This is a genomic window from Paenibacillus ihbetae (genome assembly GCF_002741055.1).
Taxonomy (GTDB): domain Bacteria; phylum Bacillota; class Bacilli; order Paenibacillales; family Paenibacillaceae; genus Paenibacillus_AQ; species Paenibacillus_AQ ihbetae.
On sequence record NZ_CP016809.1, the window covers coordinates 4,061,369 to 4,087,566 of the forward strand.

Sequence of the window (26,198 nt, forward strand, 5' to 3'; positions counted from 1 at the left end):
CATACGATGACATATAAAGCCGTATTTTTCGACATTGACGGAACGCTTGTTAATGAAGAGAAGGAAATTCCGCAGGATACGATCGAGGCGATTGCACAGCTGAAGGAGAGCGGCATCGATGTATTTATTGCAACCGGGAGGGCGCCTTATTACTTTCAGCACTATGCGAAGCCGCTCGGCATCGATTCCTTTGTCAGCTTTAACGGCTCTTATGTCGTGTACAAAGGAAAAGTCGTGCATGAGCACCCGATTCCCGAAAAAACGCTGGAACTGCTGGAAAGCACCGCGCTTGCGAACAACCATCCCATCGTGATGCAGGGGGCCGAAGCAGGGTATAGCAACTACGAGGAGCATCCGTTCGTTGCCGAATCGTTCCATGATCTGCGGGTTGAGGTGCCCGGCTACAGAAGCAGCTACTGGAAGGAAGCGAAGGTGTACCAGGCGCTGCTGTATTGCGAAGCTCACGAGGAATCGCTGTACACGTCGGCCGAAGCTCCGTTCGGTAACCTGAACTTCGTGCGCTGGCATCGGGTGGCGATGGACGTCATTCCGGGAGGCGGCTCGAAAGCGAAGGGGATCGAAGCGGTGCTGAAGCATCTTGGAATCACCCCGGCCGAAGCCGTAGCGTTCGGGGACGGGTTGAACGATAAAGAAATGCTGTCGTACGTCGGGCTCGGAATCGCCATGGGCAATGCGCACGAAGAGGTGAAGCCGCTGGCCGATTTCGTGACCAAGCATGTGAACGAATGCGGCATTCGCCACGGACTGCGGCATGCGGGATTGATTTAAGGAAGCCAAGGGCAGGGGATAGCTGTCCTTGGCTTTTTTATAGGGATATGTTCGTAGTCGGAACGGCTGGATCAGATAAAAGAGATCTGCTCCATCCTATGTGTTAGCAGACGTCTCTTCGCTCCAACACGAAACGACTCCGTCAGCCCAGCAGCCGTCTCGCGCATGATATTGAAAAAAATCCATGCCGCAGCATGTGGATAAACGTTGCGCCTTGCGGAGAGGGGCTAAAATTCCGCTGTGTATAACATCACTGCCCAGTTCGTTATACACAGAGTTATGAACATCATCCACCGATGCTATGGATCAAGGCATGCCCGAGCCCTTTTTGAGGGAGAAGTTATCCCGGGTTTGTGAACAAATGTGGAAAAGTGCAAGGATTTCGAACGAAAGGTCGGCTCGCCCGGAAAGTTATCCCCATCCTCGATCGCTTGTCATTCCACCTCATGCACCTGCTTGTAATATTGATTCGGGGAAATTCCTACGTATTTTTTGAATACTTTGCTGAAATAGAACGGGTCGTCCAGGCCGGTTAAATACCCGATCTCCCCGAAGCTCAGATGGGTGGCCTCGATCAACTCCTTGGCATGGTTGATGCGGACCTGGTTGACATAGCGCATGATCGTATGCCCCGTGAGCTTGACAAAAACGCGGTTCATATAGTCGTAGTTGCACTCAAACCGCTGCTCGATGTCGGCGCTCGTGATTTTCTCTGAGTAATGCTCATGAATATAATCCAGAAGGGCATGCACTTTCATGTAAGTTTTGGTATGCGGACTGTTCTGCTCCAGCTCATCGAACAGGCTGTGGCGGGACAGCTCAATCAGCATCTCCATGAATTTCAAGGCGGTCATGGTGCGGTTAAAATGCTTCCTCCGATAGAGCTGCAGCATTTCCCCCAGCGCGTGAAGCATATGATGGAGGCTCTTCTTCTGCGTCAGGGAGCAGTTCTTCGGAAAATACAGCTTCCTGCTCCCGTTTCCGCCGCCAGGGGCCTGGCTGTTTGTCATGATCCACTGCTCGGCCAGCAGCGAAAGCGGCTGTTCCGGCACGGCCTCGATGCAGGGATGCTCGAAGTGGATATAGTAGTAATCGCATGTATGCTTCTCGATTCCTTCATGTTCGACATGCGGCTCCAACACGAGCAAATCGCCTTTTCGCAGGATGTAAGGGATACCGTTCTCCCGAATATGAAGCTCGCCCTTCTTGATGAAATAAAGGATGTATTCATGTGTGTTCCGTTTGAAATGGATCCAGGGATTCTTGTATGAGACAAAGCCCATCAGCTTGATTCTCGGCATGTAATCGGCATTCATCGCCAGCATGGAAATGCACCCTTTCCAATGACGCGAAGTCGTTTTTGTACAAAAAGAGTAACTTTCACACATTCCCGTTCATTGTAACACAGCCTATACTCATGGTGAATGAAACGAAGGACGTACAGGAGGATGGTTCACCGTGACACTCAGAATAGGCGTGATCGGTTTAGGCGGAATCTCAGGCGCCCATATCGCCGGTATTCTGGCCAGCCCCGATGCCGAAGTGTGGGCGATCTGCGACAGCAGCGAGGAGGCGCTTCAGGCGAAGGGCGACCAGCTCGGCGTGCCGGAGTCGCGCCGGTATCTGCATCATGAAGCGCTGCTGGCCGATCCGGACGTGGATGCCGTTACGATCGGAACGCCGAATCACAATCATTATACGATCGCTTATGCGGCGATCAAGCACCGGAAGCCGTTTGCGCTCGAAAAGCCCGTCGCTTTGGACACCAGGGAAGCGGCGATGCTTAAGGATTTGCTCCTTCAGGACGAACTGCCGCATATGATTTGCTTCTCCTACCGTTATAAGGCTGCCGTCCGCTATGCCAAGTTTCTGATCGAGCAGGGCAAGCTTGGCGCGATCCGCCATGTGTACAGCCAATACTTGCAGAGCTGGGCGATCCCGGAGCAGCTGCCGCTGGTGTGGCGGTTTCAGAAGGTATTTTCCGGATCGGGTGCTTTAGGCGATTTGGGATCGCATATACTCGATATGGAGCGGTTCCTTGTCGGGGATGTGGAGCGGGTGTTCTCCGATGCCGGCACGATCATCCGGCAGAGGGAGCTTCCGGAAGGCGGGGGACAAGGCCCGGTCGACGTCGATGATTACTGTCACGTCCTTGCCCGTATGGAAGGAGGCATTTCCTCGACCATGACCATCTCCAGGTTCGCGTATGGCCGGGGGAATTACCAGCAGCTTGAGATTTATGGCGAGAAGGGGGCGCTGGTCTATAACCTGGAGGAAGCGGACAGCTTATACGTGAATCTGGCGGATGAAGGGGATACCGGCTTCCGGAAGGTCGACATTCCAAGGGAAAATCAGGCGGATCAGATGCAGGCATTTTTTAATGTCGTGAACGGGAAGGGAGACGGATTGGACGCGACGATGACGGACGGATACATCAATCAGAGAACGATCGACGCGATCATCCAGTCCTTCACGGAGGAACGGTGGATACCGATAACCAAGGAGGTTTCAGCAATTGGCTAATATCAATGTAACGGTATGGAATGAATTCAGACATGAACGGCATAATGAGGCGATCGCAAGCATTTATCCAAAGGGGATTCATCAGGCGATCGCGGATTTTCTGGAGAAGGACGGGGAGCTGAAAGTGCGCACGGCCGTGCTCGACGATCCCGAGCATGGACTGACGGATGACGTGCTAGCGTCAACGGATGTCCTGCTCTGGTGGGGCCATGTGGCCCATGGGGAAGTGAGCGACGACATTGTGGAGAAGGTGCGCCAGCGCGTCTTGGACGGCATGGGGCTGATCGTCCTTCATTCGGGCCACGCATCGAAGATCTTCCAGCGTCTGCTCGGCACGAATACCGGGGCGCTCAAATGGCGGGATGACGGGGAGAAGGAGCGGCTGTGGGTTATCGATCCGAGCCATCCGATCGTCAGCGGACTTGGGGAATATATCGAGATTCCGAAGGAGGAAATGTACGGCGAGCGCTTCGAAATCCCGGCTCCAGATGAGCTCGTCTTTGTCTCCTGGTTCGAAGGCGGCGAGGTATTCCGCAGCGGCTGCTGCTATAAAAGAGGGCGCGGCAAGCTGTTCTATTTCCGACCGGGGCATGAGGCGTTCCCGACCTACCATCAGCCGGAAATTCAGCAGGTGATCACCAATGCCGTGCATTGGGCGGCACCGCTGCAAGGATCGAAAACCTCCTACGGGCGTGTATCGCCGCTGGAATACAGCCATACGACATAATATCCAATGGATCTAAAGGCATATGCAGAGGCACCTGCTAGGGCGCATTATTTTCTCGGGTATCCCCGGTGAATAAGGCCCCCCAGGTGCTTTATTCTTGTCCGCAACAGGATCGATCAATGGAATTATCCGGATTTACGTCATTAATCATTCAAGCACTTAAGATAAACCCGATATCGATATTTGCCCCGGAACGCTGTATAATGTACGAAAATTCGTAAACGACACGAGCAAAGTGGGTTGGAGCATGGAACAGGACAAGCAGCGCCTCAGCATCGAGGCGGCAAGATTATATTATTTGTCGGATTACAGCCAGCAGGACATTGCGGCAAGATTGGGCGTCTCCCGTCCGACGGTCTCCAGGCTGCTTCAGCATGCCAAGGAGCAGGGATATGTGCAAATATCGATCGTGGATCCGCTGGAGGATCTGGATGCGCTGGGCGAGCGCGTCAAGAAGCGGTACAAGCTGGACCAGGTGCTGGTGAGCTATTCGCCGATGAATGAATATCGTGAGATTCAGAAGCATATCAGCAGGAAAGCCGCCGACTATTTGCATGAAATCGTGAAGGACTCGGACATCATCGGCGTGACCTGGGGAACGACGATGCACGCGGTCGCGCTTCAGCTGCGGGACAAGCCGGTCCGCGGTGTCGAGGTCGTGCAGCTGAAGGGCGGCGTGAGCCATTCGCAGGTCAATACGTATGCCGCCGAAACGGTTCATCTGTTCGCCGAGGCGTATCATACGCTGGCACGGTATTTGCCGCTTCCGGTTATTTTCGACAGCGTGGAGCTGAAGGGAATGGTGGAGAGGGACCGCCATATTCAGCGCATCATCCAGCTTGGCAAACAGGCGAATATCGCGATCTTTACGGTCGGCACCGTCCATGAGGATGCGCTCCTGTTCAGGCTCGGCTATCTCAGCGAGGAGGAACAGCAGCTGCTTGCGCGCATCGGTGCAGGGGATATCTGCTCCCGCTTCTTTGATGCGAAAGGACGGATATGCAGCGAAGAGATCAACAACCGGACGGTGGGGATCGATCTGGAGGATCTGCGGGAGAAGGAGAGATCCATCCTTGTTGCCGGCGGCAGGCAGAAGCTGGCCGCCATTCGGGCGGCGCTGGTCGGAGGCTACGCGAATACGCTGGTCACGGATCAATTTACGGCGCAGGCGCTGCTCGAAACGGATTGAACGATAGGGAAGCTCGTTATAATGAATAGCTCGTAAAGTTAAACCTTATGCACGGGGAAGAAGGCCTAAGCGGCTAAGCTCCATGCATAAGGTTTTTTTGCTCGGTCCGGCCCCTTCAAACGGCTGCGCGATGGTAATGTTGATTATGTTTACCTGAACAGGGTATAGAGCATAATAGGCAGACCCCGATGTAAGATTATTCCTGAATGGAATGCTTATCGAGTGGCAAACAATGATAAAGATCATTGCCATAAACCGGCATGAACATAATTTCATAAGGTGTTTTACATATGTTCAGAGCTGTGATATGATGGTTCCCGTTGATAGGTTTTTGATAGAATGATAGCGCTTTACAGAGGATTGAAATTGATGACGAAAAGGAGTGGTTTCAGCAATGAATATTGCAGGAATGATTGATCATACGCTGCTCAAGGCGGACGCTACCGAGGCGGAGATTCTAAGAATAACTGAAGAGGCCAAAAAGTATGAGTTTGCTTCGGTATGCGTCAACCCGGGCTGGGTTAAATTGTGCGCCGAGCAGCTGGCAGGAACGAAGGTGAAGGTATGCACCGTCATCGGATTCCCGCTGGGAGCGACAACTTCGGCCGTCAAGGCTTTTGAAACGAAGGATGCGATTGCTAACGGAGCCGCTGAAGTGGACATGGTAATTAACATCGGCGCGCTGAAGGACGGCAATAACGAATTGGTGCAGAGCGACATTCAATCCGTGGTTGATGCGGCGGCAGGCAAGGCGCTGGTTAAGGTCATTATTGAGACAAGCCTGCTTACGGATGAAGAAAAGGTGCGGGCATGCGAGCTGGCCGTCAAAGCCGGCGCGGATTATGTGAAGACCTCGACCGGCTTCTCGACCGGCGGCGCGACACCGGAGGATGTGGCTCTGATGCGGAAAACGGTAGGCGAGGGAACAGGCGTCAAAGCTTCCGGAGGCGTTCGCAGCAGAGAGGACATGGACCGGATGATTGAAGCGGGCGCAACGCGCATCGGCGCGAGCTCGGGCGTGAAAATTATGGAGGGCGGACAATCAACGTCATCCTATTAGAGGTCGTTTAAAAAGTCGCCTTTTGATCACGAAGTGAATCATGAAGAGACTCGGCATCGACTCTTGAACTCAGCCGGGCCTTCCGCTGAACATTCGACTTTTTGAACATCTACTATCAAGGAGCAGCTGCTAGAATTGGTGTTTCAGGCAATCTGTAATGTTCTACAAAAAAAATCACCTGTGGGGGAACAACGACGATGAAATATTTAATCGCCATATTGGGCTTGCTGGTCGTATTCGGTCTGGCGTTCATCATAAGCAACGATAAGCGCAACATCCGCTATCGTCCGCTGGCCGTCATGATTCTGCTTCAACTGATTCTCGGATTTGTTTTGCTGAATACGGGCGTCGGTGAGTATCTTGTTAGAAAGATCGCCAATACCTTTGATGCGCTGCTTGGATATGCAGGGGAAGGGATTGAATTCGTGTTCGGCGGGATTGCCAATGAAGGTGCCGGACCTTTCTTCCTCAATGTGCTGCTTCCGATCGTGTTTATTTCCGCGTTGATTGGTATACTTCAATATATTAAGGTGCTTCCGTTTATCGTACGATACATCGGTTTGATCTTAAGCAAAATCAACGGTATGGGAAAGCTGGAATCCTATAATGCGGTAGCGTCGGCGATCCTTGGGCAATCCGAGGTGTTTATTTCGGTCAAGAAGCAGATTGCGCGTATTCCGAAGCATCGGATGTATACGCTGTGCGCATCGGCCATGTCCACCGTGTCGATGTCCATCGTCGGTGCATACATGACGATGATCGAGCCGCGGTACGTCGTCACGGCGATCGTGCTGAACCTGTTTGGCGGATTTATTATTGCATCGATCGTTAACCCTTATAAGGTGGGTAAAGACGAAGATATCCTGGAAGTCCAGGAGGAAGAGAAGCAGTCCTTCTTCGAAATGCTGGGCGAGTATATCATGGACGGCTTTAAGGTCGCCATCACGGTTGCGGCGATGCTTCTCGGATTCGTTGCACTCATCGCCATGATTAACGGAATCTTCAACCTTATCTTCGGGATTACGTTCCAGCAGCTGCTCGGATTTATTTTCGCTCCGATCGCCTTCGTCATGGGCGTGCCTTGGACAGAAGCCGTGGATGCGGGCAGCATCATGGCTACCAAGCTGGTATCCAACGAATTTGTGGCGATGCTTGATCTGGGCAACTTTACGCACCTGTCCGAGCGGACAATCGGTATCGTATCGGTATTCCTCGTTTCCTTCGCGAACTTCTCCTCGATCGGCATTATTGCCGGAGCCGTCAAGGGCTTGAACGAGAAGCAGGGAAATGTGGTCGCACGCTTCGGCTTGAAGCTGCTGTATGGCGCGACCTTGGTCAGCGTGCTCTCCGCTACCATTGCCGGCCTGTTCCTGTAGATCGTGCAGGATCGTCACCAACAATACCAGGGAAAAGCACCGTAACCGTATGACTTTTGATGGAACATCAATTATGTTAAGGGGGAGCTTGGATATGGAACGTTTCAAACGAATTCACCTGATCGTGCTTGACTCCGTCGGGATCGGCGAAGCGCCGGATGCGGCCGACTTCGATGATGTCGGCTCCGATACGCTTGGTCATATCGCCCGGGAGTGCCAAGGACTGAACATGCCGAATATGGCTTCGCTCGGATTGTCCAACATTCGTGAGATCGAAGGCATTCCTGCCGCCGATCAGCCGCGGGCATTTTATACCAAGATGCAGGAAGCCTCGAACGGCAAGGATACGATGACCGGCCACTGGGAGATCATGGGCCTGTACATCGATACCCCGTTCCGCGTGTTCCCGGACGGCTTTCCGGATGAGCTCATTCAGCGCATTGAGGAGAAAACCGGCCGCAAGGTGATCGGCAACAAGCCGGCCAGCGGCACCGAAATCATTGCCGAGCTCGGCGAAGAGCATATCAAGACCGGCGCGTTGATCATTTACACCTCCGCGGATTCCGTGCTCCAGATCGCCGCTCATGAGGACGTCGTTCCGCTTAAAGAGCTGTATGAGATCTGTGAGTTTTGCCGCGAAATCACGCTAGAGGATCCTTATATGCTGGGCCGCATTATCGCCCGTCCGTTCGTCGGAGAGGCTGGCAGCTTCAAGCGTACCGCCAATCGTCATGACTATGCGCTTAAGCCGTTCGGCAGAACGACGATGAACGAGCTGAAGGATGCGGGCTTCGACGTGATCGCCCTCGGCAAAATCTCGGATATTTATGATGGCGAAGGCATCACCAAGGCCGTGCGGACGGTGTCCAATATGGACGGAATGGATAAACTGATCCAAACCATGGACGAGGAGTTCACCGGCCTCAGCTTCCTCAATCTGGTCGATTTCGATGCGGTGTACGGTCACCGCCGCGACCCGAAAGGTTACGGCCAGGCTCTGGAGGATTATGACAAGCGGCTTCCTGAAGTGTTCGATAAGATGACGGAGGAGGATCTGCTGATCATTACGGCGGATCACGGCAACGACCCGACCTATAAGGGAACGGACCACACGCGCGAATACGTGCCGCTTCTCGTATATTCGCCGCGCTTTGAGCGGGGCAGGGAGCTGCCGCTTCGCCGGACCTTTGCCGATATCGGGGCTACCGTAGCGGACAACTTCGGCGTGAAGCTTCCGGACCACGGCACCAGCTTTTTGAACGAACTGCAAACCAATTGAATGAGTGGAGGAATGGGACATGAGTACACATATTGGAGCGAAACCGGGCGAGATAGCGGAATCCATCCTGCTGCCGGGGGACCCGCTGCGGGCTAAATACATCGCCGACACGTACCTGGAAGATGTGATCTGCTACAACGAAGTACGGGGGATGCTCGGATTTACGGGCACTTATAAAGGCAAACGCGTATCGGTCCAAGGCACCGGCATGGGTGTGCCGTCGATTGCGATTTACGTGAACGAGCTGATCCGGGAGTACGGCGTCAAAAATCTGTTTCGGGTCGGCACTTGCGGCGCTATGCAGGAGCATGTCCACGTCCGCGACGTCATTCTCGCCCAGGCGGCCTGCTCGGATTCCGGCATGAACCGCCACCACTTTAACGGCTATGATTATTCGCCGATTGCCAGCTTCCCGCTGCTGCTTGGCGCCTATGAGCGCGGGAAGGAAAAAGGGCTCAATATGCATGTCGGCAATATTTTTACATCGGATGTGTTCTACCGCGAGGACAAATCGGTCGTCGAGAAGCTGATGCAGCATGGCGTGCTTGGCGTGGAGATGGAGACGACGGCGCTGTACACGATTGCCGCAAGATACGGCGTCAATGCCTTGACGATTCTAACGGTGAGCGACCATCTGCTGACCGGGGAAGAGACTTCCTCCGAGGAGCGCCAAACGACGTTTAACGACATGATGGAAGTCGCGCTGGATACGGCGATATCCTTATAAATAAGGCCAGAGGCGCAAGGGGCAGACAGCTTTGAAGCCAAGGGCCGCCGTAACGAGGGCAGCACGATGATCGCCGCGGATGCCCGGACGGCGCGCCTATGGTTTGGAACGGCACGGTAAGCTGGTTTTGCTGCAGTGCTTCCAGCGAAGCTGACGGATGAAGGAGCACTATCATCGCATAAGAGTGAGGAGAATGTACGATGAGAATGGTTGATTTGATTGCGAAGAAACGCGACGGCAAGGAACTGACAACTGAAGAGATCAATTTCTTTATCGAAGGATACACGAAGGGAGATATTCCTGATTACCAGGTCAGCGCCATGAATATGGCGATTTATTTCCAAGACATGTCGGACCGGGAACGGGCCGATTTGACGATGGCGATGGTGAACTCCGGAGAAACGATTGATCTGTCCGCAATTGAGGGAATCAAGGTCGACAAGCACTCCACCGGTGGCGTCGGCGATACGACGACGCTTGTCCTGGCACCGCTTGTAGCCGCACTGGATATCCCCGTGGCGAAGATGTCCGGGCGCGGGCTCGGCCATACCGGAGGCACGATTGACAAGCTGGAGTCGATTCCGGGCTTCCATGTGGAGATCAGCAAGGAAGAGTTTGTGAACCTGGTCAATCAGCATAAAATCGCGGTCATCGGGCAGACGGGGAACCTCACTCCGGCCGACAAGAAGCTGTATGCCCTTCGGGATGTAACGGCTACCGTCAATTCCATCCCGCTGATTGCAAGCTCGATCATGAGCAAGAAAATCGCTGCCGGCTCGGACGCCATCGTGCTGGACGTCAAGACCGGTGCGGGCGCCTTCATGAAAACGGTGGAGGATGCGAAGGAGCTGGCGCACGCCATGGTGAGCATCGGCAACAATGTCGGCCGCAAGACGATGGCGGTCATCTCGGACATGAGCCAGCCGCTGGGCGTTGCCATCGGCAATTCGCTGGAGGTGCAGGAGGCGATCTTGGCCCTTCGCGGTGAAGGTCCGAAGGATCTGGAGGAGCTGTGCCTTGCATTAGGCCGACAGATGGTGTATCTCGCCCGTAAGGCGGAGTCGCTGGAAGAGGCGGAGGAGATGCTGAGAGAGGTCATCCGCAACGGCAAGGCGCTGGAGAAGTTCAAGGAATTCATCCAGAACCAGGGCGGTGACCCGTCCGTGGTGGATGATCCGGACCGGCTGCCGAAGGCGAAGTATCTGATCGAGCTGCCGGCTCAGCGGGACGGCGTCGTGGCCGAGCTCGTCGCGGACGAAATCGGCACGGCGGCAATGTGGCTCGGCGCCGGACGCGCGACGAAGGAATCCGAAATCGATCTGGCTGTCGGCCTGATGCTTAACAAGAAGGTTGGCGATCTCGTCAAGATGGGCGAATCGCTCGTTACCATCCACGCGAACCGCGAAGACGTGGAAGACGTGAAGCAGAAGCTGTATGAGAGCATCCGGATTGACGATCATGCCGATGCACCGGTTCTGGTGTACGACATTGTAACGGAATAACCGGAATTTCCCGAATCGTTCCGCTACGCTGTACTCTTGGTATCGGAAGCCCTATTTCGGGTGATGCCGGGCTGCCAATGCCCTCATTTTAACGGAAGCTCAAGCATGCTAAGCCTGCCCCTTGATGCACAAGAGAAGGGGCAGGCTTTTATTGCATGAAAAATGGGTCATATTCCAGCTGCCACCCTCATAGGATGATAATGGGGAAAGGTAAAGCAATGCTTATGGGAGAGGCGGATCACCGGTCAAGAGCCAACCTTGGATGAGGGAGGCTTGTGCCATGACCATTGATCAGTTGATTGCTTTGCTTGGACTTATCATTATGATCATCGGGCTTGCGGTGAATAAGAAACAATCGTAGTCCGCCGGTCCGAGGGAGCTGTCGCCAGGCAGAGAGTTGCTGCGCTGGCGGCGGCTTTTTTTTCATGTCCCTGTGTTCCGGCACGGAGGGATAACTGCGGCTTGGAAGGGAACCCTACCACAGAAATGAAAAATTTCATTGCATTTTCTTAAGAAAATCTTATGTCGATAGGTTGATAGAGTTGGACGAAAGTCATATACTGAGGTTGCAATGTTCTCCATCATTCATCATTTATTGGGAGGAAATCATGCTATATCTAACAGCGTTTGTCATATCGATGGTGCTGGTTCTCGTGCTGATTCCGCCGTTTCGGAAGCTGGCGATCAAGATTGACTTTGTGGACAAGCCAAGACCTGACTCCGAGCGGAAAATTCACCGCGAACCGATTCCGCTGACTGCGGGAATCGCCATTTTCATCGGATTTTTCATTACGTATTTTGCGCTGACCGGTACGATCTCCAGGGAAGCGGTGGGGATTTTTATCGGGAGCGTCCTGATTCTCGGCATCGGACTTGTCGATGACTGGTACAAATCGCAGGGAAAAGAGCTCGCCTCCCTGCCGAAGCTGATCGTTCAAATCTCCGCCGCCGTCATTGTTTACAGCTACGGCATCCAATTCGAGGGCTTCAACAACCCGTTTACCGGCCATTACATCAACCTGCCGGAATGGCTGCAGCTGATTTTGACGATCTTCTGGATCTTCGGCGTTACGACGGTCATTAATTTCTCGGACGGCATTGACGGTTTAGCCGGCGGGCTGTCTGCCATATCGGGCGGAACGCTGTTTGTTGTCGCCATGACGATGGGGCAGAGCGAATCCGCCCTGCTGGCTGTGATTCTGGTGGGCGCCGCGCTCGGATACCTGCGGTATAACAAGCCGCCGGCCCGGGTGTTCATGGGGGATGCGGGTGCTACCTTCCTCGGATTCATCCTCGGCATTATCGCCTTGGACGGGGCTTTCAAGGGAGCGACGCTGGCTTCGTTGTTCATCCCGATCTTTGCCCTGGGTGTGCCGATCATCGATAACGTGATCGTAGTCATTCGCAGAATGCTGCAATCGAAGCCGATCTACCAGGCAGACGCCTCGCAGGCGCACTATCGTCTGCTCGCTACCGGGCTTAATCAGAAGCAGACCCTGGTTTTCTTGTGCCTGCTGAATCTGTGCTTCGGCCTTACGGCGATTATCCTGGCTTTGAATGAAGCCGGCGCCTGACGGCGCTTAGGCTTAAGAGAAGCAATCAGGCCGCATAACATTCATGAATCTCGTCTCCAATGCTGGCGGCGGGATTTTTTTTAGATATCCGAAAGTATAAACATACTCGGATTGGATTTGCAGCCTGATATCGCAGGAAAACTACCGCTAAACGCGGTCAGTCTTCTGTGAGGAGCGCGTTGGTAGATGTTTTACTCTTACGTTACGCTTACGTTATCATCGATACGAAGCCAACCTGCCCGTCAGAAGCAGATAGCATGGAACGGTACGAAACTAACCTGCTGTCAGGATCAGGCCTATTGAACGAAGGAGGGGAAACACGGATGGGCGATATGTCAGGGAAAATAGTGGTCATTACGGGAGCCAACTCCGGTATGGGGCTCGCATCCACGATTGCGCTTGCCCGTATGGGGGCGCGCGTAATTATGGCTTGCCGAAGTCAGGCGAGAGGGGAGGCGGCGCTGGAGGAGGCACGACAGGCATGTAAAGGACGCGGTGACATCCGTTTGATGCAGCTTGATCTGGGCTCGTTCTCAAGCATCCGGCAGTTCGCTTCCGCGTACCGGGAACAGTATGACCGCCTTGACGTCCTGCTGAACAATGCGGGCGTCGTCACGATCAAACGGGAGACGACGGCCGATGGATATGAAGCGATGCTTGGGGTCAACCATCTGGGACATTTTCTGCTCACTAACCTGCTTCTCGATCCGTTGACGCGGGCTCAGCAGGGGAGGATCGTCAACGTATCCTCCGGCGCGCACAAAATCGGAAAGATTCATTGGGAGGATCCGAATCTGTCCAAAGGGTTTCATGTGGCAAAGGGATATGCCCAGTCCAAGCTGGCTAATATCCTGTTTACGAAAGAGCTGGCGCGCCGCCTGTCCGGGACGGGGGTGACGGCCAATGCGCTTCATCCTGGCGCGGTCAGCACGAGCATCGGCGTAAACAGGGAGACGGGGTTCGGCAAGGCGGTGCATCGGATGCTTCGGCCGTTCTTCCTTACGCCGGATGAAGGCGCCAGAACCGCAGTATATTTGTCCTCGGCTCCGGAGGTGGAGCAGGTGACGGGCGAATATTTCGTCAAGTGCAAGCCGGTTCGAACGACGGAGAAGGCCAGCGACCCGCAGCTTGCGGCTCGGCTGTGGGATTGGAGCGAGCGTCAGACAGGATTGACGGGAAGGGACTCCATCTAAGACGAATAAACGGGGATTCTTCAGATCAGCATCGATCTAAAGAATCCCCGTTTTATCGTTACGTCGGATAGCGGACGGCCCAGGGGCCTGCCCCTGGGCCTGGCCGGTTTCAAGAGCCCTTGTGGGCTTTCAGGTTGATGGCGCTGCGCACAAACCCGTTCGTGCCCTCGAGGAGCCTTGCAGCCTCTTCGGCATTAACGTTGGCAAGGAGCATGACGATGGCCGTTTTGACATGCGCTCCAGCCTCGAAGTAAGCCTTCTCTACGTCCTCGTCGGATGCGCCGGTAGCAAGCGTGATGATGCGCTTGGCGCGGTGAACAAGCTTGTTGTTGGACGGATTGAGATCCACCATCAGATTTTTGTACACTTTGCCGATCCGGATCATGGCTGTTGTCGTCAGCATGTTAAGAATCAGCTTTTGCGAAGTGCCGGCTTTCATCCGCGTGGAGCCCATAATCACTTCAGGCCCGACGACGGCTTCAATCACGAAATCGGCATCCTGCTGCATCGGAGAATTGTAGTTGTTGCACAGGCCGATCACGACCGCCCCGAGCTCCTTGGCACGCCGCATAGCCCCGAGCACATAGGGGGTGCGTCCGCTGGCCGCGATGCCGATCACAACGTCTTTTTCATTGATTCCATGCTCATTCATGTCCTGCTCACCGAGCTCTTCGCTGTCCTCCGCTCCTTCGATCGCTTCCTTCACCGCACGGAAACCTCCGGCGATCAGACCTTGCACCATCGAGGGGTCGGTCCCATAGGTCGGCGGGCATTCGGATGCGTCAAGAATACCGATCCGTCCGCTTGTTCCTGCACCGACGTAGAATAAACGGCCGCCGTTCTGAAAGGCTTCTACGATGAGATCGGCTGCCTTGGCGATGGTAGGGATCAGCTCCCGAATCGTGTCGGTGATCAGGCTGTCCTCATTATTAATCAGGGTCATTATTTCCTCTGAGCTCAACTGATCAATGTTCTGCGTATGTTCATGAGGCTGTTCGGTTGTCAATTGACTGAGAATGTTCGTCATGAGAGGTCTCCTTTTTGAAGAATTAAGAAAGCGTGCCGCGAGCGGACAGCTGCATCCGGCATGAATGTGTGCGTCGAACGAATCCACATCCGGCAGTCCGATATGTAGGCGGTACAGCTGATTAGCAAGGAGACGAAGGCAGCGGAGCTGCACGCCGAAGCCCTCATCTTGTGAGACATGCACTTTCTTAAGTCTAGAAATATGGACGGGGCCTGATAACGGTTACAACATTTCGCCTGGATCATTGGGCTCCGTCCTGGAATAGCCGGTATGCCAGCATGGCTGCACCATGCGCCGGTGTCCGGTCATGCGCAGCCTCCGGAAATTGCAGCCGGGGGTAGCGCTCCCGGATCGCCGCGCGATAAGCTTCCCGGAATACGCGGGAATGCTTGAAGATCGAGCCGATGCACACCACGTCACTCGTCGCAAATTCATGATGCTGCATGATAAGCGCCGAAGTCGTTTCTGCAAGCTCGTCGGCCTGCGAGCGGAGAATATCGAGAGCGACGTGATCCCCGGCTTCTGCGGCTTCAATACAGCAGCGGGCGAAGGACGCGATGTTCTGCTTCGTTATGGCAGGCTGGTATATATATGATTTAAGATCGGCAATATGGCTCAGCGGATAAGTCTTCAGAATTAAGCTGCTCATCCGAGTTGGCGGCAGAATCCGCTCGTGGCTTTTAATGACGGACTTCAAAGTCTGAAGCCCGATCTGATACCCGCTGCCCTCATCGCCGAGTATATGCCCCCAGCCGCCGACACGGTGGATGCTCCCGGATTTCGTTATCCCGTAGGTATTGGAGCCGGTTCCTGAAATGATCAGGATTCCGTATTGGCGCTCCAGCACAGCCATTAATGAAATTTCGGCTTCGGAACGCATGTAAATATGCGGGGAGAGCTGCCGCTCCAGGAAGTGGGATTCAAGGTACTGACGAACCCGCTGCCGTTCCTCATCCGAGCTTACACCTGACATGCCGAGGCAGATAGACGAACATGAAGCTGACGAAAGGTTGAAGGGCTCCATGAGACCCTCGATCACCGCCTGAAGCTCTTTCATCGCCCCGTCAAAGGTGACGATATAAGGATTGGTGGAACCTCCAGTGAAACGGGAAATGACTTGGCCGCTGGCGTTGATGGCTGCGGCTTCAGTCTTTGTGCCGCCGCCGTCGACTCCGATAAAAATTTCCATTTTGAACCACTTCGCTTTCTATATTCAGTATAGGAGAAAAAAGAGAGGTTGTAAAACAAAATTTTAAATTATGAATTAAGTATTGAAATATTATTTCACACAATTTATAATGAACTCAATCCGCTGATATTGAAAGCGATACCAGTCATGCTTTCGATCAAACCATGTTACTAAATGTTACATACGATGTAGATCAGAGGATGAATCGTAAAAGGGGGGCAAAGGATGAACGGCGGATTGGTTCGATTGCGTGAGGTATTTGAAACATTAAATCCGTCCGAGCGCAAGGTTGCAGCCTTCATTTTGCAGGAGCCGGCAGAGATGATACAGATGTCGGTCGCGGATCTAGCGGTTCGAAGCGGTTCAAGTCAAGCCGCGATTGTAAGGCTGTGCAAAACGATGGGCTTCAAAGGCTATCAGGATCTGAAGTTGAAGGTAGCTGGCGATTTGCAGGAGCCATTAGCCACTGGATATCAGGATATTCGGCCCAATGACAGCATTTCTGCAATCATACAGAACGTCTCGAACAATAACATTCAATCGATTCGGGATACGATGAAGATTATGGAGGAGGGGAAGGTGGAGGAGGCCGTAGCGGCCCTTGATCAGGCGAAGCGCATATTTATGTTCGGCGTAGGTGCTTCCAATCTGATCGGGATGGACGCCCAGCAGAAATTTTTGCGAATCAACAAGGTGTGCATTTCGTTCCCGGATCCCCACGTGCAGCTGACTTCGGCCGTTATGCTTACACCCGAGGATGCAGCGGTGTGCATATCTTACTCCGGCGAAACGAAGGAAGTGATCCGGGCAGCGAGCATCGCCAAGGAGAACGGATGCAGAACGATCGGCATTACCAAATACGGGGATTCGACGTTAAGCCGATCGGTGGATATTCCGCTATATACCTCTTCGACGGAGAACGAAATTCGCAGCGGCGCAATGTCCTCTCGTATTACACAGCTTAATCTTATCGATATTTTATATCTTGGTGTCGCCAGCCGGAACTATGAGAATTCGGTCAAGTATCTCGATCAGAGCCGGCAAGCCATCAAGCGGTTGTAGTTTTTCCGGCTTAACCACAACTATATTTTATGATAAGGGGAGTAGTACATGAAGAAAAAACGTTGGCTCACATTGTTGGCTTCATTAATGCTGGTCTTCACGGCAGCATGCGGTGGAGGGGGAGGCGGAACCAAGACGTCGGACGGCGGAACCTCCACAACGCCGGAAGGTAACGGAGAGGCCGCACCAAAGCCTGATACGGTCGTCGTCTGGACTTATCCCGTTCATGGCAAATATGAGGAAGAATTGAAACAGCATGTGGCGGACCTGAAGGAGAAATACCCTCACATTACGGTAGAGACCGAAGTGCTGTCCTGGGCAGAGGGTCCGAAGAAATTCGACGTTGCCCTGAACGCCGGAAATCCGCCTGATTTGTACTTCCATGCGGTGGACGGAGCCTATGTGGACACCGGACTTGCGCTGGAGCTTACCCCTTACATGACCGACGAGATTAAGAACGACTACCTGCCGGGCACATTGGAGCTCGGACAGATCCAAGGCAAGCAGTACGGCCTTCCACTGTACCAGTCCCTCTGGGCATGGGGCGGCAACAAGAAAATCCTTGAAGAAGCCGGGATCGACTGGCAGTCCATTCAGGAAAACGGCTGGACCTGGAGCGAGTTCAAGGAAGCGGCAGGCAAGCTGACGACGAAGCTCCCGAACGGGAATACACGCTATGCTTTGGTTACGGACGGAACGTCCCTGGACTTCATCGAAATGCTGACCCGCAGCAACGGCATGCCTGACGTCCTGAACGATAAGGGCGAGTTCCAGTGGAATGACGAGCGTATCCTGGATACGATGACCTTCGTTTCCGACCTGCTGAAAGCCGGTCATATGCCTGCGGAAACTGCGGCGATTACGCCTGCTAAGCGGATGGACCTGTTCTATGCCGAAGAAGCGGCAATCGTATCCAAAGCGATTCCTTACTATGATGTTATGCTGCAAAACCGCGCGAAGGATATCGACAGCGGCACGGTTCAAGGCGAGAAGATCGAATTCGTTCTGCTGCCGGTGCCTCACAATGACGGTGCAGAGCGCAAGACATCCATGTTTGGCGAAGGCTACGTAGCTTTCAGACAGAAGAAGGATAAGGGCGAAGAGCACGCGAAGAATACGTTCCTGATCATGGAAGGACTCAGCGGCGCGAAGGCCGGTAATTCTGCCAACGAGCTGGTGCTGCCGTTCGTTCGTAAATCCCAGGCGGAATATTTCGAGGGTAAAGGGCTGGGCTCCGAGTCGACGATCAAAGCTGCTGAAATCTTTGCGAACTTTAGAGACAACCCGGTAACCTTGAGCCTGAATGCGGAAGACTCCGCGAACCAGAAGAAATTCAAGGAGCAGGTCGTTAAGCCGAACATTCAAGCGCTGTTCTCTGGCGAGAAGACGCCGGAGCAAATCGCACAAGACTTCATTGACAAAGGCAAACAAATTTTAGGACAGTAATTTCAAGTAACCAGGGGGTGTCCCGTTGTCCTTATCAGGAGCGCGGCCACTCCCTTTTTAACCGCGATTGTAACCTAAGGCTCGTATCCGGCGCTTTCGTGAATCGGATTATACAGCCGGTACCCCAAGAATGGCCTAGTCAAAATTGTTCACCTGTGCGGAAGGAGGAAATAACCATGCAGACGGCCCCGGCTCAGTCTCGGCCGCCGCGGACCCCGATGAAGGGGTATATGCGCGAGTACGGTTGGGCGTATTTATTCATCCTGGCCCCGGTTTTACTGTTTTTAATATTCACGCTGTATCCGGTCGCTTCCGCGTTTTTGATGAGCTTCCAGCAGTACAGCGTCATGGGCTCCGAATGGATCGGAACCGATAACTACACCCGAATGGTAAAGGACGAGGTGTTCTGGAAATCGATGTGGAATACGGTGCTGTTCACCGTTGGTACGGTACCGGTCAACATTATCATCACGTATGCCTTATCCTTTTTTATTTTCCAAATGAAGGATAAGTGGCAGACGTTCTTTAAAGCGACCATGTATCTTCCTGCCGTCGCTTCCGGCGTGACGATCTCCGTCGTGTGGCTGGCGATTTTCGACCCGACCCATGCCGGACTGCTGAACCGCTTCATCGGCTTGTTCGGATTCGATCCGGTAATCTGGCTGGGAAAATCGGATACGGCGCTGTTCTCGCTCATTCTGATGAACTGGCTCGGCTCCCATGGAGCAGGCATTATCCTGTACCTGGCCGCCATGGGCGGCATTCCGAAATCGCTGTATGAAGCGGCGGATATCGACCATGCCAGCGGCTGGTCCAAATTCTGGCGCATCACCTGGCCGCTCATGAAGCCGACGACATTATATCTGCTCGTGACGGGCGTGATTACGTCCTTCCAGGTATTTATCTCGGTATATCTCATGACTCAGGGCGGACCGAACTTTGCAACGACGACGATCGCCTACTTGATCTACAACACGGCATTCAACTTTTACGAATTCGGGCTGGCATCCGCGCAATCCTTCGTTCTGGCGGCGCTCATCATCGTCATTTCGGTTATCCAGTTCAAGTATTTCTCATCCGACGTCGAATACTAACGACTTCGCTTATGCTAAAGAGGGGGTGCACCCATGAAATCAAGATCGAGAGTGATTTTGCTCGTCTCAGCCTCGGTCATCCTGGTCGTATGGAGCATTCTGACCATCATTCCGCTGTACTGGATGCTCATCGGATCGGTCCAGGACACCAAGTCGGCTGCTTCGTTTATACCGCAAATGATTCCAGACGTGCTGTCCGTGGCCCCGTACGAACGCTTCTTCAGCAAAACAAACGTCATGAGATGGCTGTTCAACTCGCTGCTCATCTCCTCCATTTTGACGGTGACGAACGTGTTCCTTGCATCGCTCGCAGGTTATGCGTTCGCGAAGCTGAAGTTTCCGGGGAATAAAGCGGTCTTCTGGATTTTGCTCAGCACCATGATGATTCCGGCTCAGGTTACACTCATTCCGCTCTATATTTTGATGATTGACGTATTTGATCTCGGGAATACATATACGGCGATTCTTCTGCCGAGTATCGTGAGCGTAGGAAACATCTTCTTGATGAAGCAGTACATGTCATCGCTGCCGACCTCGCTGATTCACGCCGCCCGCATCGACGCCTGCGGAGAGTTCGGGATCTTCTGGAAGGTCATTCTGCCGATGGCAAAGCCCGGTCTCGCCGTTCTGGCCATCTTCACATTCGTGGCATCCTGGAACGATTTCTTCTGGCCTTTCCTCGTGACCAACACGACGGAAATGAGAACCATTCAGGTAGGTCTGGCTTCCTTCGTTTACGCGGACACCACGGATTTCGGCGCACTCATGGCTGGAGCAACCGTCGCGGCCTTGCCGATGATGATACTGTTCTTCTCGCTTCAGCGCTATTTCCTGCAAGGCATCACCATTGGAGCCGTTAAAGGCTAGAAGGAGGCAACGTTATGGCACGCGTAGAATTTCGGAACATCCGAAAAGAATTTGTAGACGATAACAAAGGAACCTTCACCGCGGTTGCGGGATCGAACTTTGTCATTGAAGATAAAGAATTCGTTGTATTCGTCGGCCCTTCCGGCTGCGGCAAAACGACCTCGCTGCGCATGATCGCGGGCTTGGAGCGGCAGACGTCCGGCGATATCATCATCGGCGATCGGGTCGTGAACAATTTGCATCCGAAGGATCGCGACATTGCGATGGTATTCCAGGATTATGCCCTGTATCCGCATATGACCATCCGCGAGAATCTGTCGTTCGGCTTGAAGAATTTGAAGAAGCCTAAAGCCTATATCGAGCAAAAGGTCGCCCAGGCCGCATCGATTCTCGGACTCGAATCGATGATCGACCGCAAGCCGCGCGAGCTGTCCGGCGGTCAGCGGCAGCGCGTGGCCGTGGGCCGGGCGATCGTCCGCGATCCGCAGGTGTTCCTGTTCGATGAGCCGCTGTCGAACCTCGACGCCAAGCTTCGCGTGCAGATGCGGGTCGAGCTGTCAGAGCTGCACAAGCGGCTTGAAGCGACGATCGTTTACGTCACGCACGATCAGGTAGAGGCCATGACGCTCGGGGAGCGCATCGTCGTCATGAACAACGGGATCATCCAGCAGATCGCCTCGCCGACGGAGCTGTACGCGAATCCGCAGAACATGTTCGTTGCGGGCTTTATCGGCTCTCCGCCGATGAACTTCATTGATGTGACGAAGGAAGGGAATGTGCTCCGGATGGAGGGCGGCTCGTTTACCATTCCTGACGCGATGGCGCGTGGCTTAAGCAAGTACGAGAACAAGCATCTGATTCTAGGCGTTCGGCCGGAGCATATATCCGGGGAGGATTTGCCGGGAACGCCGAACCGCGATTACACGTATGCCGGAAAGATACAGGTCGTGGAGCATCTCGGCTCCGAGAATCTGGTATACTTCCGGATCGGCAACCGGACCGTGACGGCGAAGGTGCACCCGGAGACGACCGGTTACCCGGGCATGGACAAAACGTTTATTTTTAATTTCGACAAGGTGCATTTCTTCGATCCGGAGACGGAACAGCGTATCGATTGGTAAACAATCTGGAGGAGGAGAGGGAAGCTTATGCGCAAGCTGAATGATGTGTTAAAGAAGACGGGAGTTGAGGTGTACCGCGAGATTACGAGCGTGGCACTGTACAGCATGATCACCTCGCTGGTGCTTGCGGCGGTTGTCATATTCGCACCGGTGCTGGAGGCGCTGCTGCTGCTTCCGGTGCTGTATATGCCGCTGTTTTTCGGAGTCTGCTATGCCTACCACCGGAAGACGGAGAGAGGCAAGCCGGTGCTGAAGGATGTGTTCGAGGGGGCCGTCAAGGGGTTTCTGCCCGCCGTTGTCATGGGCTCTTTCTTCGTGGTGATGATTCTCATCCTGTGGTCTACCTGGTGGTATTACGGTGGCAAAGACGGTATCGGGTACCTCGCGATCGGGGTTTTCCAGACATACTTTGTCATTATGGCCGTGGTCTCCCAATTCTACACGCTTCAGCTTGTCATCCAGGAAAACATGGGGATCTTCAAAGCGATGGCGCACAGCGTGAAGCTGTTTCTGCGTTATCCGGCTTATACGCTCGGGGCTTGCTTTCAGGCCTTATGCGTGGCCGTTCCGCTTCTTCTCACCGTGGTTGGCTTCGGCTTTCTGTTCAACGGCATGTGGGCGATATTCCAGCATAAGGCAGCTTATAATGTCTTGAATCCCGAGGAGGCGAAGCCTGCGGCTGACGGCGCCCTGTCCTCGGAGCCAGGAGGTGTCAGCATATGAGGTGTTTAACCGGAATCGACAGGCTGGCGGGGATGAAGCATAACAGCATCATCGGCCGCCGCCTTGGCGTCATTACAAATCCGACGGGGCTCACGTCGGATTTTCGTTCTTCGATTGAAGTCATAGCCGGTTTGCCGGAATCCGAATTAACCGCTTTGTTCGCCTGCGAGCATGGACTCCGCGGGGAGCTGCAGGCCGGCAAGCATGTTGACGATGAAGTCGATCCCATCTTCGGCGTACCGGTATACAGCTTATATGGCGCAACGCGCAAGCCCGATGCGGCAATGCTGGAGAAGATCGATACCCTCATCTTTGATATCCAGGATCTTGGCGTGCGGTTCTACACGTACATGACGACCTTGTTGTACGTAATGGAGGCGTGCGCGGAGCACGGCAAAAGCCTGATCGTCCTGGATCGCCCGAATCCGCTTGGTGGCAATCGCGTGGAAGGCGGCCTTCTTGAGGCAGGGTATGAATCAATGGTGGGCGGGTGGCAGATCCCGATCAGCACCGGGATGACGATCGGTGAATATGCCCGGATGGCGAATGATCTGAGGGGCACGGGCTGCGACCTGGACGTCATCGGGCTGGAAGGCTGGAGCAGGGAGATGGACTATGCGGATACAGGTCTTCTGTGGATGCTCCCATCCCCGAACATCCCGACATTGGATACCGTCCGTTTGTACAGCGGGACCTGCTTCTTCGAAGGAACGAATCTGTCGGAGGGCAGGGGCACGACGCGGCCGTTTGAATGGATCGGCGCGCCATGGATCGACGGCGAGGCGCTGGCCAAGGCGTTTAACGCCTACCGATTGCCCGGTATTCATGCCCATTCCGTTTACATGACACCGACGTTCTCGAAGCATCAGGGCGTAAGCTGCGGGGGCGTTATGCTGTTCGTCACGGACACAACGAAGCTGGAGGCGGTCCGTGCAGGTCTTGTGCTGCTGCACCTGGTCAGCCGGATGTATCCGGATTCGTTCCAATGGCTGACGCCGCCCGAGGGGCGAAATCGTTATTTCATTGATCTGCTTACGGGCAGCGATAATGTGAGGAAGCATATTCATGAGGAAGAAGGGCTTCGGCGCATCACGGAGCAGTGGGAGAGCGATGCGGATCGGTGGAGAACGATGAGAGCCCCTTATCTTCTGTATGGGGAGGCATAATCCATGATACTCGCACCTAGGAAGCAGGGGGAGCCGGCCGTGGTCATCGGCCTGATGTCCGGCACATCCCTTGACGGGATCGATGCGGCCATCGTCCGGATTCACGGCAGCGGCCTTACGGCTTCCGCTGAGCTGCTTCATTATTATAGCCGGTCTTATGAGCCGGAGCTTCGCCGGCGGCTGCAGGAGCTGTGCGGCACCGAGCACTCCAGCAGCCCTGCGGTATGCAGTATGAACGCCTACCTCGGATATCGGTTCGGAGAAGCCGTACTGGAGGCGATAGCGGATGCCGGGATGCGGATGGAGGATGTCGACCTCATCAGTTCGCACGGGCAGACGATTTGGCATCTTCCCGTGGCGGAGCCGGATGATCCGTATTCAACGCCGTCCACGCTGCAGATCGGCGATATCTCGGTCATCGCGAAGCATACGGGCCTGCCGGTTGTCGGCGATTTCCGGCCGGCGGACATGGCGGTGGGCGGTCAGGGCGCGCCTTTCGCTCCGTACGGCGACTTGATCCTGTTCCGGCATCCCGAGCGCGGCAGGCTGCTTCAGAACGTCGGCGGCATCGGCAACTGTACGGCGCTTCCTGCGGGAGCGGACCCATCGGAGGTTCTGGCGTTTGATACAGGGCCGGGGAATATGGTGATCGACGCGGTTGTCCACGCGCTTACGGGTGGGCGCCTGTCCTATGATGAGGGTGGAAAGTGGGCTGCTCAGGGGAAGCCGGATGAAGCGCTTTTAGAGGAGATGATGTCCCACGCCTATTTCCAGGCGCCGCCGCCCAAATCAACGGGCAGGGAGCTCTTCGGCCAGCCGTATGCGGCTTCCTTTCTTAAGGCAGCAAGAACGCGCGGCCTTTCGGATGAAGACATCGTTGCGACGGCCACGGCCTTCACGGCGGTTTCTATCGCGGACAGTTATGAGCGGTATGTTTTTCCGCGGGTTCCTATCGCTGAGGTGATTGTCACGGGCGGGGGAGCCCATAACCGGACGCTGCTTCATATGCTAAGCCAACGGCTGCCAGGACAACAGGTAATGACCTCCGCCGAGCTTGGATGGAATGACGATGCGAAGGAAGCGGTCATTTTTGCCCTGTTGGGCAATGATTTCGTGCACGGCGTGCCGAACAATCTGCCGGCAGCGACGGGAGCGCAGCGCCCGACGGTGATGGGGAAGCTTGCACTGCCGTAGAAGAAAGGCTGGGCTGGTTAGGCCCGGCGTTTGGTTTCAGCATCCCTGCGAAGGGATGCTTTTTTTGTCGAACGGGACGTTCCCCGTTAGAAATTGCTCGTTCTATCGGGTCATCAGTCATCTAAGGCATGATACGCGCACCGCGCACCGTGCACCATGCACCGCGCACCATGCACCGCGCACCGCTCTCCGCGAACCATGCATCGCCCACCGCGCAGCGGGTCCGTGGCTACGCACCATACACCGTGCACCAAACACCATACACATACCCGTGCACCATGCATCCTAAGGAGATGTGCATCCGGTTGTCCCAATAGAGGTTATCCTTCAACTTCTCAATGCGGTATGATGGTTAGGAAGCGACAAAATACAGATCGATGATGGAAACCAAAGGAGAAACGAAAGGAGAAACGAAGATGAAAGAGAGCTTTGATCCAACCCTTATTGATCGGTTGGAAAGTCCGGAACGTAAGCGGGAGCTTCCGGCACCCGTGCTGCTGGAGAAGCTCCAGGTGAACGGTGAGGTGGAAGTGCTTGATATTGGGGCGGGAACCGGCTATTTTTCCATACCGGCTGCAAGCATGACTGTTGGAACCGTATTTGCCGTAGACTTGGAGCCGGCGATGCTAGAATTAATGGAGAAACGGGCAGAAGAAGAGGGCTTGACCAATGTGCGAGTAGTGAAGGGACAGCTGGAGCAGCTGCCGTTCGAGGATGAGGCAGTCGACCGGATCATCGCATCGCTGGTCCTGCATATTACGGATGATCTGGAAGCTTCCGTCCGTGAAATCGCGAGAGTTCTCAGACCGGGTGGACGGTGCTTATGCCTGGAATGGCAGGAGGACCCGATGGAGCAGCGGGTTCCCCGTCCGAACCGTGTCGACCCCCAAGTGATGCAAAACCTGCTTGAGCAGGCCGGGTTGCAGGTGGAAGGACTCGAGTATCCGACAGAGCGCCACTATCTGATTTTGGCGAGGAAATAATAGTGTCTACGAATAGTTTGTGAATCGCCACAGCATCCGCGAGGGCTTCGCTTCCCGAAGCCTAGAATGTGCCGCCTATTTGGGTATAATACCTTTACTGCCGGATTTTTGGCGTAAAGGTTTTTCTTTTTTTATTGGCCAAACGAGATGATGTGTGCGCTATTTTTACGTGTCCATGATCCGGTTGTCTCACACCATCCTTTTCGGGGCAGTGATCCTCCGTAGCTGCTCGTTACGCTGTGACGATCCAAGCATGGGGTTGATCAATCAAATCGTGACTGGAAGATTCCGGTTATACAAAAGGATTGAGGTTTACGTTCTGCAAGGAGTAGAATAAAGTTATGTAAGGAATGATCGCTTTTTGTAGAAGCATGCATTTAGCGAATC

23 protein-coding genes are annotated in these 26,198 nt (G+C 54.2%); 20 read left to right on the forward strand and 3 right to left on the reverse strand.

Features of this window, described 5'->3' with window-relative positions:
* Positions 1-6: 6 nt before the first annotated feature.
* Entirely contained in the window at positions 7-789 is a 783-nt protein-coding gene (locus tag BBD41_RS18015) for a Cof-type HAD-IIB family hydrolase (RefSeq protein ID WP_099478385.1), read from the forward strand.
* A 434-nt stretch (positions 790-1,223) separates the two neighbouring features.
* On the opposite strand, the gene BBD41_RS18020 is transcribed toward BBD41_RS18015, so the two are convergent.
* Positions 1,224-2,114, reverse strand: coding sequence for a helix-turn-helix transcriptional regulator (locus BBD41_RS18020; RefSeq protein ID WP_099478386.1), 891 nt, complete (start codon positions 2,112-2,114; stop codon positions 1,224-1,226).
* Between the two features lie 133 nt (positions 2,115-2,247).
* Between BBD41_RS18020 and BBD41_RS18025 the strand changes: the two genes are divergently transcribed.
* From BBD41_RS18025 to BBD41_RS18070, 10 genes are all read left to right on the forward strand, one after another.
* On the forward strand, positions 2,248-3,312 hold the full coding sequence (locus BBD41_RS18025) for a Gfo/Idh/MocA family protein (RefSeq protein ID WP_099478387.1): 1,065 nt from the start codon (positions 2,248-2,250) through the stop codon (positions 3,310-3,312).
* Positions 3,305-4,039: a ThuA domain-containing protein gene (locus tag BBD41_RS18030; RefSeq protein ID WP_077568237.1), complete on the forward strand. Its 735-nt coding sequence runs from the start codon at positions 3,305-3,307 to the stop codon at positions 4,037-4,039. The genes BBD41_RS18025 and BBD41_RS18030 overlap by 8 nt, the downstream gene beginning before the upstream one ends.
* A gap of 247 nt (positions 4,040-4,286) precedes the next feature.
* Positions 4,287-5,228 carry a DNA-binding transcriptional repressor DeoR gene (locus BBD41_RS18035; protein ID WP_099478388.1) on the forward strand — a complete coding sequence of 314 codons (942 nt, stop codon included), beginning with the start codon at positions 4,287-4,289 and terminating at the stop codon, positions 5,226-5,228.
* A 394-nt stretch (positions 5,229-5,622) separates the two neighbouring features.
* On the forward strand, positions 5,623-6,288 hold the full coding sequence (gene deoC, locus BBD41_RS18040; protein WP_077568235.1) for a deoxyribose-phosphate aldolase: 666 nt from the start codon (positions 5,623-5,625) through the stop codon (positions 6,286-6,288).
* A gap of 197 nt (positions 6,289-6,485) precedes the next feature.
* Positions 6,486-7,664: a NupC/NupG family nucleoside CNT transporter gene (locus BBD41_RS18045; RefSeq protein ID WP_099478389.1), complete on the forward strand. Its 1,179-nt coding sequence runs from the start codon at positions 6,486-6,488 to the stop codon at positions 7,662-7,664.
* Positions 7,665-7,758: 94 nt separating this feature from the next.
* Positions 7,759-8,943, forward strand: a complete 1,185-nt coding sequence (gene deoB / locus BBD41_RS18050; RefSeq protein WP_077568233.1) for a phosphopentomutase — start codon at positions 7,759-7,761, stop codon at positions 8,941-8,943.
* A 19-nt stretch (positions 8,944-8,962) separates the two neighbouring features.
* A complete protein-coding gene (gene deoD / locus BBD41_RS18055; RefSeq protein ID WP_007131765.1) occupies positions 8,963-9,670 on the forward strand; it encodes a purine-nucleoside phosphorylase in 708 nt (235 codons plus the stop codon).
* Positions 9,671-9,870: 200 nt separating this feature from the next.
* Entirely contained in the window at positions 9,871-11,172 is a 1,302-nt protein-coding gene (locus tag BBD41_RS18060; RefSeq protein ID WP_099478390.1) for a pyrimidine-nucleoside phosphorylase, read from the forward strand.
* 608 nt (positions 11,173-11,780) lie between these two features.
* Positions 11,781-12,746, forward strand: coding sequence for an MraY family glycosyltransferase (locus BBD41_RS18065; RefSeq protein ID WP_028405059.1), 966 nt, complete (start codon positions 11,781-11,783; stop codon positions 12,744-12,746).
* A 323-nt stretch (positions 12,747-13,069) separates the two neighbouring features.
* Positions 13,070-13,939 carry an SDR family oxidoreductase gene (locus BBD41_RS18070; RefSeq protein WP_189636079.1) on the forward strand — a complete coding sequence of 290 codons (870 nt, stop codon included), beginning with the start codon at positions 13,070-13,072 and terminating at the stop codon, positions 13,937-13,939.
* Positions 13,940-14,048: 109 nt separating this feature from the next.
* Here the strand turns inward: BBD41_RS18070 and murQ are convergent, their stop codons facing one another.
* Positions 14,049-14,966 carry an N-acetylmuramic acid 6-phosphate etherase gene (gene murQ, locus BBD41_RS18075; protein WP_077568231.1) on the reverse strand — a complete coding sequence of 306 codons (918 nt, stop codon included), beginning with the start codon at positions 14,964-14,966 and terminating at the stop codon, positions 14,049-14,051.
* 241 nt (positions 14,967-15,207) lie between these two features.
* Positions 15,208-16,155 carry a BadF/BadG/BcrA/BcrD ATPase family protein gene (locus BBD41_RS18080; protein ID WP_099478391.1) on the reverse strand — a complete coding sequence of 316 codons (948 nt, stop codon included), beginning with the start codon at positions 16,153-16,155 and terminating at the stop codon, positions 15,208-15,210.
* A 225-nt stretch (positions 16,156-16,380) separates the two neighbouring features.
* On the opposite strand from BBD41_RS18080, the gene BBD41_RS18085 reads away from it, so the two are divergent.
* The 9 genes from BBD41_RS18085 to BBD41_RS18125 all read left to right on the forward strand — a co-directional run bounded on the left by BBD41_RS18085 (position 16,381) and on the right by BBD41_RS18125 (position 25,811).
* A complete protein-coding gene (locus BBD41_RS18085) occupies positions 16,381-17,217 on the forward strand; it encodes a MurR/RpiR family transcriptional regulator (RefSeq protein WP_077568229.1) in 837 nt (278 codons plus the stop codon).
* Between the two features lie 48 nt (positions 17,218-17,265).
* A complete protein-coding gene (locus tag BBD41_RS18090; protein ID WP_077568228.1) occupies positions 17,266-18,663 on the forward strand; it encodes an ABC transporter substrate-binding protein in 1,398 nt (465 codons plus the stop codon).
* Between the two features lie 176 nt (positions 18,664-18,839).
* Entirely contained in the window at positions 18,840-19,757 is a 918-nt protein-coding gene (locus BBD41_RS18095; protein ID WP_007131756.1) for a carbohydrate ABC transporter permease, read from the forward strand.
* A gap of 33 nt (positions 19,758-19,790) precedes the next feature.
* Complete coding sequence (locus BBD41_RS18100) at positions 19,791-20,624, forward strand: carbohydrate ABC transporter permease (RefSeq protein WP_007131755.1); 834 nt, start codon at positions 19,791-19,793, stop codon at positions 20,622-20,624.
* A 14-nt stretch (positions 20,625-20,638) separates the two neighbouring features.
* Positions 20,639-21,745 (forward strand): ABC transporter ATP-binding protein, encoded by a 1,107-nt coding sequence (locus BBD41_RS18105; protein ID WP_077568226.1) that lies wholly within the window; start codon positions 20,639-20,641, stop codon positions 21,743-21,745.
* Positions 21,746-21,772: 27 nt separating this feature from the next.
* Complete coding sequence (locus BBD41_RS18110) at positions 21,773-22,468, forward strand: hypothetical protein (RefSeq protein WP_077568225.1); 696 nt, start codon at positions 21,773-21,775, stop codon at positions 22,466-22,468.
* Complete coding sequence (locus tag BBD41_RS18115; protein ID WP_099478392.1) at positions 22,465-23,634, forward strand: exo-beta-N-acetylmuramidase NamZ family protein; 1,170 nt, start codon at positions 22,465-22,467, stop codon at positions 23,632-23,634. Before BBD41_RS18110 ends, BBD41_RS18115 begins: the two co-directional genes overlap by 4 nt.
* A 3-nt stretch (positions 23,635-23,637) precedes the next feature.
* Positions 23,638-24,828 carry an anhydro-N-acetylmuramic acid kinase gene (locus BBD41_RS18120; RefSeq protein WP_099478393.1) on the forward strand — a complete coding sequence of 397 codons (1,191 nt, stop codon included), beginning with the start codon at positions 23,638-23,640 and terminating at the stop codon, positions 24,826-24,828.
* Positions 24,829-25,244: 416 nt separating this feature from the next.
* Positions 25,245-25,811, forward strand: a complete 567-nt coding sequence (locus tag BBD41_RS18125; RefSeq protein ID WP_099480684.1) for a class I SAM-dependent methyltransferase — start codon at positions 25,245-25,247, stop codon at positions 25,809-25,811.
* Positions 25,812-26,198 lie beyond the last annotated feature (387 nt).

What these genes read in the sequence shown, in the direction of transcription:
- BBD41_RS18015 (WP_099478385.1), top strand. Translation starts at nt 7, where the DNA reads ATGACATATAAAGCCGTATTTTTCGACATTGACGGAACGCTTGTTAAT.
- BBD41_RS18020 (WP_099478386.1), bottom strand. Translation starts at nt 2,114, where the DNA reads ATGCTGGCGATGAATGCCGATTACATGCCGAGAATCAAGCTGATGGGC.
- BBD41_RS18035 (WP_099478388.1), top strand. Translation starts at nt 4,287, where the DNA reads ATGGAACAGGACAAGCAGCGCCTCAGCATCGAGGCGGCAAGATTATAT.
- deoC (WP_077568235.1), top strand. Translation starts at nt 5,623, where the DNA reads ATGAATATTGCAGGAATGATTGATCATACGCTGCTCAAGGCGGACGCT.
- BBD41_RS18045 (WP_099478389.1), top strand. Translation starts at nt 6,486, where the DNA reads ATGAAATATTTAATCGCCATATTGGGCTTGCTGGTCGTATTCGGTCTG.
- deoB (WP_077568233.1), top strand. Translation starts at nt 7,759, where the DNA reads ATGGAACGTTTCAAACGAATTCACCTGATCGTGCTTGACTCCGTCGGG.
- deoD (WP_007131765.1), top strand. Translation starts at nt 8,963, where the DNA reads ATGAGTACACATATTGGAGCGAAACCGGGCGAGATAGCGGAATCCATC.
- BBD41_RS18060 (WP_099478390.1), top strand. Translation starts at nt 9,871, where the DNA reads ATGAGAATGGTTGATTTGATTGCGAAGAAACGCGACGGCAAGGAACTG.
- BBD41_RS18065 (WP_028405059.1), top strand. Translation starts at nt 11,781, where the DNA reads ATGCTATATCTAACAGCGTTTGTCATATCGATGGTGCTGGTTCTCGTG.
- BBD41_RS18070 (WP_189636079.1), top strand. Translation starts at nt 13,070, where the DNA reads ATGGGCGATATGTCAGGGAAAATAGTGGTCATTACGGGAGCCAACTCC.
- murQ (WP_077568231.1), bottom strand. Translation starts at nt 14,966, where the DNA reads ATGACGAACATTCTCAGTCAATTGACAACCGAACAGCCTCATGAACAT.
- BBD41_RS18080 (WP_099478391.1), bottom strand. Translation starts at nt 16,155, where the DNA reads ATGGAAATTTTTATCGGAGTCGACGGCGGCGGCACAAAGACTGAAGCC.
- BBD41_RS18085 (WP_077568229.1), top strand. Translation starts at nt 16,381, where the DNA reads ATGAACGGCGGATTGGTTCGATTGCGTGAGGTATTTGAAACATTAAAT.
- BBD41_RS18090 (WP_077568228.1), top strand. Translation starts at nt 17,266, where the DNA reads ATGAAGAAAAAACGTTGGCTCACATTGTTGGCTTCATTAATGCTGGTC.
- BBD41_RS18095 (WP_007131756.1), top strand. Translation starts at nt 18,840, where the DNA reads ATGCAGACGGCCCCGGCTCAGTCTCGGCCGCCGCGGACCCCGATGAAG.
- BBD41_RS18100 (WP_007131755.1), top strand. Translation starts at nt 19,791, where the DNA reads ATGAAATCAAGATCGAGAGTGATTTTGCTCGTCTCAGCCTCGGTCATC.
- BBD41_RS18105 (WP_077568226.1), top strand. Translation starts at nt 20,639, where the DNA reads ATGGCACGCGTAGAATTTCGGAACATCCGAAAAGAATTTGTAGACGAT.
- BBD41_RS18110 (WP_077568225.1), top strand. Translation starts at nt 21,773, where the DNA reads ATGCGCAAGCTGAATGATGTGTTAAAGAAGACGGGAGTTGAGGTGTAC.
- BBD41_RS18115 (WP_099478392.1), top strand. Translation starts at nt 22,465, where the DNA reads ATGAGGTGTTTAACCGGAATCGACAGGCTGGCGGGGATGAAGCATAAC.
- BBD41_RS18120 (WP_099478393.1), top strand. Translation starts at nt 23,638, where the DNA reads ATGATACTCGCACCTAGGAAGCAGGGGGAGCCGGCCGTGGTCATCGGC.
- BBD41_RS18125 (WP_099480684.1), top strand. Translation starts at nt 25,245, where the DNA reads ATGAAAGAGAGCTTTGATCCAACCCTTATTGATCGGTTGGAAAGTCCG.